Annotated in this window: 11 protein-coding genes; 7 read left to right on the forward strand and 4 right to left on the reverse strand. The window is 37.4% G+C overall.

The window, feature by feature from the left end; all coding sequences use genetic code 11:
* The first annotated feature begins 126 nt into the window (after positions 1-126).
* The gene (locus tag CH354_RS04670; protein ID WP_100716199.1) at positions 127-705 is read left to right on the forward strand and encodes a TetR/AcrR family transcriptional regulator; all 579 of its coding nucleotides are present in this window, start codon (positions 127-129) and stop codon (positions 703-705) included.
* Between the two features lie 20 nt (positions 706-725).
* On the opposite strand, the gene CH354_RS04675 is transcribed toward CH354_RS04670, so the two are convergent.
* Positions 726-1,922 carry an EAL domain-containing protein gene (locus CH354_RS04675; protein WP_238760246.1) on the reverse strand — a complete coding sequence of 399 codons (1,197 nt, stop codon included), beginning with the start codon at positions 1,920-1,922 and terminating at the stop codon, positions 726-728.
* Positions 1,923-2,076: 154 nt separating this feature from the next.
* On the opposite strand from CH354_RS04675, the gene CH354_RS04680 reads away from it, so the two are divergent.
* The 4 genes from CH354_RS04680 to CH354_RS04695 are packed head-to-tail and all read left to right on the forward strand — an operon-like array spanning position 2,077 to position 5,915.
* Positions 2,077-3,405 (forward strand): hypothetical protein, encoded by a 1,329-nt coding sequence (locus CH354_RS04680; RefSeq protein ID WP_100725566.1) that lies wholly within the window; start codon positions 2,077-2,079, stop codon positions 3,403-3,405.
* Positions 3,399-4,574 carry an ankyrin repeat domain-containing protein gene (locus tag CH354_RS04685; RefSeq protein WP_100725567.1) on the forward strand — a complete coding sequence of 392 codons (1,176 nt, stop codon included), beginning with the start codon at positions 3,399-3,401 and terminating at the stop codon, positions 4,572-4,574. Before CH354_RS04680 ends, CH354_RS04685 begins: the two co-directional genes overlap by 7 nt.
* Positions 4,571-5,284 carry an RluA family pseudouridine synthase gene (locus CH354_RS04690; protein WP_100716195.1) on the forward strand — a complete coding sequence of 238 codons (714 nt, stop codon included), beginning with the start codon at positions 4,571-4,573 and terminating at the stop codon, positions 5,282-5,284. Before CH354_RS04685 ends, CH354_RS04690 begins: the two co-directional genes overlap by 4 nt.
* On the forward strand, positions 5,274-5,915 hold the full coding sequence (locus CH354_RS04695) for an HAD family hydrolase (protein WP_100725568.1): 642 nt from the start codon (positions 5,274-5,276) through the stop codon (positions 5,913-5,915). Before CH354_RS04690 ends, CH354_RS04695 begins: the two co-directional genes overlap by 11 nt.
* 2 nt (positions 5,916-5,917) lie before the next feature.
* Here the strand turns inward: CH354_RS04695 and CH354_RS04700 are convergent, their stop codons facing one another.
* Both CH354_RS04700 and CH354_RS04705 read right to left on the reverse strand, forming a co-directional pair.
* Entirely contained in the window at positions 5,918-6,847 is a 930-nt protein-coding gene (locus tag CH354_RS04700; protein WP_100725569.1) for a response regulator, read from the reverse strand.
* Positions 6,844-8,460 carry a sensor histidine kinase gene (locus CH354_RS04705; protein ID WP_100725570.1) on the reverse strand — a complete coding sequence of 539 codons (1,617 nt, stop codon included), beginning with the start codon at positions 8,458-8,460 and terminating at the stop codon, positions 6,844-6,846. The genes CH354_RS04700 and CH354_RS04705 overlap by 4 nt, the downstream gene beginning before the upstream one ends.
* Before the next feature lie 100 nt (positions 8,461-8,560).
* Here CH354_RS04705 and CH354_RS04710 point away from each other — a divergent pair, with 100 nt between their 5' ends.
* The gene (locus CH354_RS04710) at positions 8,561-9,634 is read left to right on the forward strand and encodes a quinone-dependent dihydroorotate dehydrogenase (RefSeq protein ID WP_100716191.1); all 1,074 of its coding nucleotides are present in this window, start codon (positions 8,561-8,563) and stop codon (positions 9,632-9,634) included.
* Positions 9,631-10,830 carry a 23S rRNA (uracil(1939)-C(5))-methyltransferase RlmD gene (rlmD, locus tag CH354_RS04715; protein ID WP_100725571.1) on the forward strand — a complete coding sequence of 400 codons (1,200 nt, stop codon included), beginning with the start codon at positions 9,631-9,633 and terminating at the stop codon, positions 10,828-10,830. The genes CH354_RS04710 and rlmD overlap by 4 nt, the downstream gene beginning before the upstream one ends.
* On the opposite strand, the gene CH354_RS04720 is transcribed toward rlmD, so the two are convergent.
* On the reverse strand, positions 10,823-12,379 hold the full coding sequence (locus CH354_RS04720; protein WP_100725572.1) for an FAD-dependent oxidoreductase: 1,557 nt from the start codon (positions 12,377-12,379) through the stop codon (positions 10,823-10,825). The two genes, rlmD and CH354_RS04720, sit on opposite strands and share 8 nt — an antisense overlap.
* Between the last annotated feature and the right edge of the window lies 1 nt (position 12,380).

Here is a 12,380-nt window from a genome sequence, read left to right on the forward strand (position 1 = left end):
ATTCCTTTTTTTACTTTACAAGTACTTTTTTAAAAAAAGAATGAAAAGAAATGGATTCGAGGTATCTATGACCCCTATCCAAAAAAGAACATCCCATACGGAAATGGGTTTGGATAGGTATACCATTTGAGCGAAAAGGCTTCTAAATTGAACAAAAGTGAAGAGATTTTATCTGCGGCATTAGAATTGTTTACGGCGAAAGGGTTTGATGGAACGGCAGTTCCCCTAATTGCAGAACGAGCCAATGTAGCAGCAGGTACGATTTACCGTTATTTTGCCAGTAAGGAAGAACTTGTGAACTCACTCTTTCAAAAATGGCAGGAAAGTCTTTATTCAAAAATCAAAGATAATTTTCCTCACGATGCAGAACCAAAAGAACAATTCCATCAAATTTGGAAATCCATGGCCGAATTCCAAAGAGAAAACCCTGTGGCTTTTGATTTTTTAGAAATGCAATACAATCTTCCCTATTTAGACAAAAAGAGTTTCGCAAAACGTGCGTTACTTCTGAAATTTCTTACTAGATTTGCTCATGACAACCGAGATATCCTTATCAAATTTCCACCTGATGCACTCATTGCGATTGTATGGGGGGCATTCGTTGGACTCGTAAAAGGTTCTCGGAATGGAAAAATAAAATTGGATGATCAATTCTTAAAAGAAACAGAAGATTTACTATGGAATGCGATTAAACTTCCAACGTAAATATTTTGAATCTTAACAAATTATTTCCCATCTTCCAAAACTAAATCCACAAAAAAGGAATATCCCATTTCATTTACATGGGAAAATACGATCACTTTCTTTTTTAATGTTTTGTCCCAATATGGGTCACTGACTTGCCAATTTCCGTTATCACGAAACACTTGTTTAACGTGTTTATAAAAAAATGGCATATATGACCAGTTTTTTTGCAAAAATGCCATATTCTCAATAAAACCGGAATCATTTGTCCTTTCGTAATAAGGTGAAACTTGGGTTCCTTGCCAATCTGTAACATACACTCTTTGGATCATTGGGTCCAATTTGAAAAAACTTTGTGGGTCAATGATCACTCGATTCCCTAATGTAATTGTTTTTAATGGAAGTGACATCAACTTGGATTTGATTTGTTTTTCGAATTCAATTTCTTTTGCAACTTCTATCCGTTTTGATTCATGGTACAAATGTAAATGGGGAACAACAACATCCCTTATGGTTTGTTTGTCTTCTTTGTATTCTAAGGGTCTTCCTAAAAAATAACCTTGTAAAAATGTGGCGCCAGAACTCACGGCTTGGTACAATTCTTCTTCTGATTCAATACCTTCAAATAATAACTGAGATCCAATGCTGAGTGAAATTTGTTTCAAGTATTCTAAGATTGACTGGTATTCTCTTTGTTCAATGGACTTCTTTAAGAGGTTTAAATCGATTTTAATAATATCTGGTTTTATTGCACCTAACCTTTCTAAGTTGGATGATTCTGATCCCACATCATCCAAAGCAATACCAAAACCTTGTTCTCGAAGTAGATCCACACCAGCTGCAAGAACATCGGTCCCAAAACTCCCAGATTTTTCTGTGATCTCCACAACAATCCGATTTAATGGGATTCCAGATTCCTTTACAATTTCAGCAATGGGAAGTGAGTTCCCTTTACTCTCTTCATATTCCAATATCACCTGATCTGGAGACATGTTCACAAAAAGTAGGTCATTACTATTTTTGATTTTGTCCAAAGAAAGACCGAGTAACTTACGATCAATCACAGTCATCATCAGTGGAGTTACATGTGGATCCATAAATTCAGGTACCACAACAAGTGAACCCTTTTCATCTCGGACTCGGCCCAAAGATTCATAACCGATGACTGTCTGTTCTTCCACTGAGAAGATGGGTTGGAGTAATGGGACATATTGTTTTTCTTTCGTACTTGCCATCATGTTCATCAATTTCTCCCCTTTCCCATTTCTGTTTTAACGGAAATATATTCAATAAATTAAACAATTTTCGGCCGAATCTTGTTCCTTTTCCAGACAAACTCCTGGTTTCAGAGATGTCTTGACCGAGGTTTCACTCTCCGTTAGACTCTCGCGAATGCGATACACAAACCTAGTCCTCACCTTTGTTTTCATCTCATTGGCAACGAACGCACAGTCAGTTGTCAAATTCCCATTCATCTCGAACCAAGGTGCAAACGTGATGAACTCTGGCAGTTCCTGGCAAATCCAGAGTCGAATCACACCATCAATTGATGGACAGACAATTTATAACATCCGTTACCATGTTGATGGTAAATCTGCAATCATTGGAACAACGGATTTTTATCTATATCGCATCAGTTTGTTAGATGGAAGTATGATTTGGAAAACAGAAGCCAAGATGATGTACCAAAAGGAGTTTGATGGTCCAAAAATTTTTGATGTATCTCCGGATGGAAAATCATTCTTAAGTTTTGGACAAACTGATCCTAATCTGCAAACCTCCGAACGTTATTTACTCATTCGATCTACAGAGAACGGAGGTATCACGAAAGTATTTAAACCAGAGTTTTCTCTATTTCATTCCATCACAGCAGATATTGACTATCGATATCCAGGAGATGAAGTCAGGTTAAGTCGTGAAGAATCTGGTCTAGCACCTAACTGGATTTTAACGATTGACAGTGCAAAGTTCATAGACCAAGGAAAACGAATTTTGGCTTCATACAAACATAATATGGATGGACCTCATTTTTATGACCGTAGGTTAATTGTATATGATACGAATACCGGAAGGAAGTTAAATGATTTTCAATTAACTGCTGATCCAAATTCCGCTGACTGGTCTCAACCAGCAGGATTTGAAATTGCACACTACCAGTTCCCTTACCAATACTTAGAAAAACGAAACACTATTTTGTATGGCAATGCCCACGGAAGAATTCATGAATTAAATGATACTACTATGAACCAAAATAGTAAGATAAGTCTTGTCGAAGAAAAACCGGCAGGCCCCATCATTTACATTCCTCAAAGTGATTCAGAAGACATACAAGTGAAAGATAGACAAACCATTCGTTCCATTGCAATCACACCAGATGGAAATACACTATATTGTTCAGGAGGCGTTGAATCAGGTTATATCCAATTGTATGCATTTAACCTAACCACAAAAAAAGAAATCTTTAGGTCTTCTTTATTTGATGTTGGAGAAATTTTAGCTCCTTCTTCTCAAATCTTAGTCCTTGGTAGTTTTACTCCTTCAGGTAAATTTTACATCGTGGATACAAAAAAAGGAGAAATTCTTTTTGCTTCAGATGATGATGAAAATTACATCCATCCCAATTTATTCATCACACACCCTAAACAAAAAGAAATTTTAGCACTATCTACAGGCAATCAAATTGTTTTCCTACGCCCACAAGGAGGGACTACTCCATGGTAATCCAAAGAACTCAAATTCATTGTTTCATAGTATTTTTTCTCTATGTAATACTATCACTTAACATACTTTACGCGAATGATCTTAATATTTCCTCCATGAGGGATCCAAAAACCATCAAAGAGAAAGTTAACAAAGGATTTGATGTCAATACTAAACGTAATGAAGATGGATATACCTTACTGCACTATGCAGCAGAATTGGGAAACATTGATCTGGCAAAATTTTTAATTTCGAAAGGTGCCGGTCTCAATGTTCCCATGAAAGATGGAACGACTCCGCTTGCCACAGCCATTGGATTTAGTAAAAATGAGATGATAAAATTACTTTTGGAAGAAGGAGTAGATCCAAATTATGTGTTAGGTGAAAGAAACTATAACAGAACACACTTTCATTATTACATCACAAAAATTAGAAAATTTGATCCGAATCTTTTTTCTCTTTTCCTTTCAAAGGGTGCAAATATAGAATCAAAAGATTCGTTTACTGAAACGCCACTCATCACTCTTGCTTCCTCTGAATTTCAATTTTTGGAACATAGCAAAGCATTATTAGATGCTCGAGCCAATCCCAATGCCCAAACAAAATTTGGAATTACACCTCTTATGGGTGCAGTATTCAGTCGTAACTTCCCACTTGTACAAATCTTAATTCGCCAAGGATCAAACATCGAACTCGAAAACACAGATGGCAATACTGTACTTCTGGCGATGATCAATATGGGAAACTATCATCCTGATAAACCAAAGTTATTCCAAATTCTTTTAGATGCGAATGCAAATGTGAACCATACAAATGCAGAAGGAAATTCAGCCCTCCATTTGAGTGTGATAGGTGATTCTCTTGAAATCCTTTCCATCTTAACCAAACAAAATATCGATTCCAGTATTCGTAATTCGAAAGGAATAACAGCATTAGAACAAGCAATTACCAATGAAAATTGGCCAGCTACCAAACTCCTTCTGGCAATCGAAACCGATATCAATGGATGGGACAAATATGGGGCTACGAAATTGCACAGTGCTATTTTAAATGAAAAATATGAATTGATCCAACTCCTACTCGACGCAGGTGCCGATCCGCAAAAAAAAGATAAATGGGGGAAAACTGCGATTGAATTTGCCGAAAGACAAAACAATCCCAAGGTTTTAAAACTCCTCAAAAAAGAATGAAACAAAAAACAAACACTCGGTTTTTACCAAAAGGCTTAACCATCTTATATGAAGACCGAGATATCCTCGTCGTTGATAAACCTGCGGGACTACTCACAATTGCAACTGATTCTGAAAAATCCAAAACTGCTTACGCTTCCCTAATGGATTATGTAAAAAAAGGAAGTGATCGTTCCAAAAATCGAATTTTTATCGTTCATCGATTGGATCGAGATACTTCTGGTGTTTTGGTATTCGCGAAAACAGAAGTCGCCAAACAAACATTACAAGAAAATTGGGACAACACCAAAAAAGTTTATATCGCAGTTACACATGGTATCTGGAAACTCAAACAAAGTTCCATCCAATCTTATTTAACAGAGTCCAAGGCACACCGCGTTTATTCAGTTGATGATCCCAAACTAGGAAAGTTTTCCGAAACAAAATACAAAGTTTTAAAAGAATCCAATTTGTATTCCCTTCTTGAAATTGATCTCATCACTGGTCGAAAAAATCAAATTCGCGTTCATTTTGCAGAAAAAGGGCATCCTATTGTTGGAGATACAAAATATGGTAACGAATCAAAATCCTTTCCAAGAATGGCACTCCATTCGTTTTCCATCACCTTGACTCATCCTTTTCAAAAAAAACCATTAACATTTATAACCAATATTCCCAATTTTATCACAGGACTTGTGGGTGGTTACGAAAGGAAACAAGATGAAACATAAAGGATTTATTTTTGATATGGATGGAGTGGTTGTAGACAATCACAAATTTCACTTCAAAGCATGGATGGAATTTTCCAAAAAATATAAATTTCCCCTCGATTCCAAAATCTATCGAGATACTTATAATGGAAAAACAAATGCTGATTTATTCAGAATGATTTTTGGAGAGATTTCTTTAGAGGAAATCCAAAACTATGGTGCGGAAAAAGAAAACTTATACCAAACCTTATACAAACAAGAAATGAAACCTCATCTTGGAATCATTGAATTTTTTCAGTATTTGAAATCCAAACAAATGAAGTTAGCACTTGGAACTTCCGCACCAACTATGAATGTCAATTTTACATTGGATAACCTTAACTTACGATCTTACTTTGATGTGATCATTGATGGTTCCATGGTGACACAGGGCAAACCACATCCTGAAGTGTATGAACTTTGTGCGAAAGGATTGGACTTGAGTCCAAAGGATTGTATCGTGTTTGAAGATTCGATTGCTGGATTACAATCTGGAAAGGCAGCAGGTTGTTCCATTTTAGGTGTAGCCACTTCCCATACAGTAGAAGAACTAAAACCTCATGTAGAACAAATCATTTCTGATTTTACTGATCCACTAGTGTTTACATTATAAATTTATTCCTGAAAGTCAGTGAGTAAATTACTAGTTTTGTTGGTTAAATCAATGCGTATAATGGCCGTTCTACCTTCATCAATGTAGGTAAGATCATCAAAGGATAATTTTTTTGCCATAAAGATCCCACGACCGTGCGTTTTGAATGCATTTTTAGTCATCGCTTCAATCGACAAATATCGTTTCCAATCAAATCCATTTCCTTGGTCACTGATACGAATTTCAATACGTTCTGAATTTCTTTCAAAGGTTACCTTTACAAATTTATCTTTGTACTCAGGTGTGTCTAATCGTCGAAAAATTTCTTCCATCAATTTATCATTATCATGAAGTTCCGATTTTTCCTGGTATGAAATTCCTAAATTTCCATGTTCAATCGCATTGTTTAGAATTTCCATGATACCAGTTAACACTCGTTCAGGATCAGGACAAGCATTGGCAAGTAAAGGAGCGAGTTCATGTGATTCACGGATAGAGCGAATCCGAAATTCACCAGTGATCATATGACGAAGGGCACCCATTCCTTTGTGAAGGTCTTCTTTTGCCCTTTGTAATTTGATAAAATGTTCAACTGCGGTTTGCACAATTCTAACAAGAAGTGCACGTGAATATGGCTTTGTTAAATAATAAAAAGCACCTGCATCAAGCCCTTCTGTCATATCAGTGATGGAACTCATAGCAGTTTGGAAAATGACAGGGATATCTCGGTATTTTTCTGATCGTTTAATTTTTTTTAGTAGTTCGATCCCGTCCATCTTTGGCATCAATCGATCTAAAATTATGGCATGAAAAACCATCGAACCAGAGCTTAAAATTTGGAATGCCTCTTCTCCGTCTTTTGCTTTGACAACAGTGAATCCTTTATCTGACAAAGACTCGTCAATGATCATCAAATTGATCATCTCATCATCAACAGCGAGTAAATTGATCATCGAATTCCTTCACGGGAACTTGGTATTAACATTGTAAAAACTGCTCCCTTATCTTCATGATTTTCAGCATATAACAATCCATTGTGATCATTTACAATTTCTCTTGAGATCGACAACCCGAGCCCAGTTCCTTTTGTTCCAGCTTTTACTTGTTTGGATTGGATGAACTTTTCAAAAATTTTATCAAGGTCTTCGGAAGGAATTCCTGGACCGTAATCTCTGATTTGGATGCCAATTCCTTTCACATACGACTGAGATTTTCTTGGAATAAATTCTCTTTTTATCAAACTAATCTCAATATTAGTGTCATTTGGAATGAATTTTAATGCATTGGAGATGATATTTCTGATCACTTGTTGGATCCGCTCATAATCAAAATCAGCTTCCCAACGTTCCTCATTATTTAGTAAAACAACTGTGATCCCTCTTTTTTCCAAAATAGCACGCATTTCGTTGATCACAAATTTGGTAGTTTCTTTTAAACAATTACGTTCGAAAAGATATCGCATTTTACCTGATTCTAATTTGGCAATATCCAATAAATTTTCGAGAAGAGCGAGTAACCGTTTCCCAGAGGAATCGATGATGTGAAAGTATTCCTTTATTTTTTCAGGAGGAACAGTGGCTGATTTTTCTGCACCGAGTTCCGCATAACTTAAAATTGCATGAATAGGAGTTTTTAACTCATGCGAAATATTGGCAAGAAAGAGTGACTTCATATAGGAAGCTTCTTCTGCAATATTTTTGGACATTTTTAAGTCCATAGTTTGTCTTTCGACTAATTCTTCTAAATGATTTCTGTACTGGTATAATTCTTCTTCCTGGAGTTTTCTTTGGCTGATGTCCCTTAGAATTCCCGTAAACATTTTTCCAGATTTTGTTTTAAATTCTCCTACCGAAAGTTCACATGGAAAAATTTCACCTGACTTTCGTTGTGCGAACACCTCTCGGCCTACACCTATGATATGAGTTTCCCCAGTTTCTTTATACCGCTTCAGATAATCATCATGTTTGACTTTGTATTCTGGAGGAATGATGATTGTAACATTTTTTCCAATCACCTCCTCTTGTTTATAACCAAATGTGTTCTCCGCTGTTTTATTAAAAAACTGAATGATTCCTTCATCATTGATGATCACAATGGAATCAGCCGCATTCTGTGCCATGGAAAGAAATCTTGATTCACTTTCTAAAAAAGCATTTTCTAATCGTTTACGTTCCGTAATGTCACGATGGTTGGACATGATATAACCATCATATAAAACCACAAACCTTACTTCCACATGACGAATATTAGGTTCTTCGCCATAAGAATATTCTTTCCAAAATACTAAACTTTTTTTGTCAGATAAGTAAGCGAGAGCTTCTGATGTAATTTCACGTAAATAAGGAGGAAGACCAACACTGATATGTTGTCCTAAAAGAGAATCTGGTTTGTCCCCTATGTTGACAAACCTTGAAGTTTTATAATCAACGATGATGCCATCACGATTGATTTTAAGCCAGAAGTCTGGGTTCGATCTGAGTAAATTTTCTAATTCCCGGAGTACTTCTTCCTGAGGAAAGGCAGATGGATTTTGCCAAATACGTGATATAGGGGAATTAGATGGCATCAAGTACTGTCCTTGGAAGGAATATAGGAAACATTGCTATTTTCGGAAAGAAATTGTAAGAAATCGCGGGGAAAAAAGAATCAACGTAAGGATTTTTCCCTTGTTTTACCACCACCTGATCAAACCCATTCTCTTCCATTTAGACCCTGAATCAGCGCACCATCTAGTCGCTACTTTTCTTTCTTTATCCAAAAAAATCCCGTTTTTCCATAAAACTCTAAGCCTTCTTTTCCAATACAACTCCAAACGTTTGGAACAAACCATCCAAGGGATCCGTTTTCCAAATCCAGTTGGTCTTGCAGCGGGATTTGATAAAACAACAGAACTTTTCCCAACCATGATCCACATGGGATTTGGATTTATAGAAGTGGGAACCATCACTGCAAAAGCACAACCAGGTAATGAACAACCAAGATTATTCCGTTTCCCGAACGTAAAAGCTCTTGTAAACAGAATGGGTTTTAACAACCCAGGGGCTGACAATGCGGAGATCCAATTAAAAAAACAATCCAAAATGGGAGTAAGAGGGATCAACGCTGGAAAATCGAAAGTCACTGCTTTAGAAGATGCTGTCAGTGATTATGTTTACACTTTTAAAAAATTACTACCTTACGGAGATTATGCGGTAATCAACATCAGTTCACCAAATACTCCAGGATTACGTAGCCTACAATCCAAACAAAGTTTAATAGATCTAATTGTTGGGATCCAAAAAGAATTTTCAAATTCATTCCCTATTCCATTGTATTTAAAATTTGCTCCAGATCTCTCCGAAGAAGAACTTATCGAAAATCTCAATGTTTGTTTGGAATACAAAATAAGTGGTGTAATCCTTACCAATACCACTCTCGATAAACAGAGTTTAGGTGAAGCAAATCCTCCCGAAGGTGGTTTATCAGGTGGCCCCTTATTCCAAAAATCACTTCGATTTGTTTCTCTTGCGTACCAAACTCTAAAAGGGAAAATTCCCATCATCGGTGTGGGAGGGATTGATTCAGGAGAAAAAGCCTTACAGATGATAGAAGCAGGTGCCAATCTCATCCAAATTTATACTGGTTATATATACGAAGGTCCTTTTTTACCGTATCAAATTTGTGCCTATTTGGATAAGGTAGTGAAAGAACGTGGATACAATTCCATTGACCAACTGGTTGGTTCAGGAAAACCAAAATGAACACAACAAAATCTAACAATCCCATCTGTACTCATTTCGGAACCTGTGGTGGATGTAATTTCCTCGACATCGACTACACAAAAGAACTTCGAAAAAAAGAACAAAACATCAAAGAACTCTTTAAAGCATACCGCCATGTGGAATTCAAAACCATAGTTCCAAGTCCTTCACCAGAATACTACCGCCACAAAATCCAGTTGCCATTTGGCCGACGTAATGTCGGAAACAAAACATTGCTCACACTCGGACTTTTCAACCGGGAAGCAACATTTGTTCTAGACCAAACAGAATGCCAAATCCAAGACCCTGGTTTAACAGAAGTGGCACTCGCCGTCAAACAATGGGCTAGGCGAGAAGGATTATTACCATACAATGAAAAATCCAAACGAGGTATGATGAAGTACCTTGTTGCAAGGAAGTCTTTTTCCACTGGGGAAATCATTCTAGGCATTGTTACTGCCAAGGAAGACTTACCTCACGCTAAGGATGCATCAAAAAGACTTCACACTGCTATCCAAAATCGAATTGGAAAATCGGGTAAATTTGGAAAACTAGTGGGTATCATTCATAATATCAATACCAAACACACAACGATGGCACTTGGTCGCGAGGAACATCTGTTATGGGGTAGACCTTATATTCACGAACATTTTGGAAAACACAAATTCCGTGTAGGTCTTTCAACCTTTTTACAAGTAAATCCAATCCAAACTCCGAGTTTATACAATTTAGTATTGGATGAAATTGAAAAAGACTCACGTGTCATTGATGCTTATTCGGGGATAGGAACCATTTCCTTTTGGATTGCAGGCCAATGTAAAGAAGTTCTTGGCATAGAAGAAAATCCAAATTCACATCGAACTGCTTTGGAATCGGTGAAGTTCAACAAAGTGCATAATGTTAGGTTTCGTAAAGGGAGAGTGGCAGAAGTATTACCTTCCCTATATGGAAAAAACTATGATACCATTGTAATCGATCCACCGAGAACTGGCCTTGGTCCAGAAGTCGCAGAGACCATTCTCGGTATGGGATTTAATAAAATTGTCTATGTATCCTGTGATCCCATGAGCCTCAGAGAAGATACAAACCTATTAGCGAGACAATATTTTTTAAACTCCTTACAACCGGTGGATATGTTCCCAAGGACAGATCATGTAGAAACAGTTGCAGTTTTTCGAAATAAAAATCTCAAATAACTTCCGTTATGAACTCTGACGCTTTTTTACTAAACGCCATAATGGTAAAACTTGGATCCACACTGACTCCTGTTGGAAATACAGAAGAGTCAGCTACAAACAAATTCTGAAATCCATGTACTTGGTGTTTGGAATTGACCACGGAATTTTCAATCGACTTTCCCATCCGACAACCCCCAGCAGGGTGAGGAGCCGCCATTGGAAACTCTGCTGGCCTCCAAGCCAAGGCATCAATTTCTTCTTTTTTAGGTAACTTTGTGTATTTCCTTAATTTCATTCCAGCAAGGAAGACCTCTTTGGCACCTGCTTCAAAATTCAATTTCATCTGTTTATATGTTAAGTCGCTAAATATCTGTTTGGTGATTTTTCCAAATGGATAGTTTACTTTAGTTTTTCCAAAAAAATCCACGTCTATGGATCCAAGTTCCCCATCCACATCATCAATCCATCCTATGGTTCCACCCAAATACTCTAGTTGTTTCATATAACGGAAGTGGTCTTTACCAAAACTTGGTAGTAATGCGGCAAGGGTACCTGGTTGTAATTGGTTTGGCATGAGCATATACCCACCTTCCTTGTAAGAGCCGTTTTGGAATTTTGCCAAACGAAAACCTTCCACTCCATAAGCAGCAGGGATATTCCGCCATTGGACAATTGGTTCTTCATAAAGTGCATTCACCATCGGAGAAGGGTTGATGGCCAAAAATTTTCCAAGGGCAGGAAGTCTTTTTTTGAGACCATTCTTCAGTAAAAATTTGCTACTTCCAAAACCGCCAGCCGATAAACAAACAGCTTTTGCTTGGAACCGGAGTTTGGTTTGGGTTTGCCTCAAAGTACGTCTATCGATCACCACAGCAACAAGACCCTTCACTTGGTTTCCCACAATGTCCAATCGTTCAGCACGTAAATCAGTATACACATCGGTTCCAAGTCGAACTGCACTGGGAATATGAGTGATGAGTTGGGATTGTTTTGCTCCGAACATACAACCTTGCATACAATGGCCAGATTTTTGGCAATTTTTCCTCGCTTGTGGGACATGATGCCCCTCCCAACCTAATCGTTGTGATGCGTTTCGGAACAATCGATTCATGGGATTAAAATATTCTTCTGTTGCTGGTGTAACATGTAAGTCAGATTCTAAGTCCAACCAATATGGATTTAGGTCTTCGGGGAGGTGGTATTCAATTCCATATTTACGATTCCATAAAAGAAGGCGATCTTCGGGGGTACGGTAACTATCTGCCCAATAATGTACGGAAGCTCCACCTAAATTATTACCATATACCAAATTGATCCCACCATCACTTGTGGTGTGAAAATTCCTTTCTGCAGAAACTTTTCCTGCCATATTCAATTCATGATTATCAAAGGTTCCCGTATGATAATTTCCACCTTGTTCGAGAAGGGCCACTTTGATCCCTCGTTTCGAAAGTTCGTAGGCCATTGTAGCACCACCACAACCTGAACCAATCACTACCACATCCACCTGGATGACTTCCCCTGGTTGGTAACTTTTATAATCTCGATACATCCCTGATTTTTTCATT

The sequence above is a fragment of the Leptospira levettii genome (assembly GCF_002812085.1).
In the GTDB taxonomy this organism is placed as follows: Bacteria; Spirochaetota; Leptospiria; order Leptospirales; family Leptospiraceae; genus Leptospira_A; species Leptospira_A levettii.

What these genes read in the sequence shown, in the direction of transcription:
- CH354_RS04675 (WP_238760246.1), bottom strand. Translation starts at nt 1,922, where the DNA reads ATGATGGCAAGTACGAAAGAAAAACAATATGTCCCATTACTCCAACCC.
- CH354_RS04680 (WP_100725566.1), top strand. Translation starts at nt 2,077, where the DNA reads ATGCGATACACAAACCTAGTCCTCACCTTTGTTTTCATCTCATTGGCA.
- CH354_RS04685 (WP_100725567.1), top strand. Translation starts at nt 3,399, where the DNA reads ATGGTAATCCAAAGAACTCAAATTCATTGTTTCATAGTATTTTTTCTC.
- CH354_RS04690 (WP_100716195.1), top strand. Translation starts at nt 4,571, where the DNA reads ATGAAACAAAAAACAAACACTCGGTTTTTACCAAAAGGCTTAACCATC.
- CH354_RS04695 (WP_100725568.1), top strand. Translation starts at nt 5,274, where the DNA reads ATGAAACATAAAGGATTTATTTTTGATATGGATGGAGTGGTTGTAGAC.
- CH354_RS04700 (WP_100725569.1), bottom strand. Translation starts at nt 6,847, where the DNA reads ATGATCAATTTACTCGCTGTTGATGATGAGATGATCAATTTGATGATC.
- CH354_RS04705 (WP_100725570.1), bottom strand. Translation starts at nt 8,460, where the DNA reads ATGCCATCTAATTCCCCTATATCACGTATTTGGCAAAATCCATCTGCC.
- rlmD (WP_100725571.1), top strand. Translation starts at nt 9,631, where the DNA reads ATGAACACAACAAAATCTAACAATCCCATCTGTACTCATTTCGGAACC.
- CH354_RS04720 (WP_100725572.1), bottom strand. Translation starts at nt 12,379, where the DNA reads ATGAAAAAATCAGGGATGTATCGAGATTATAAAAGTTACCAACCAGGG.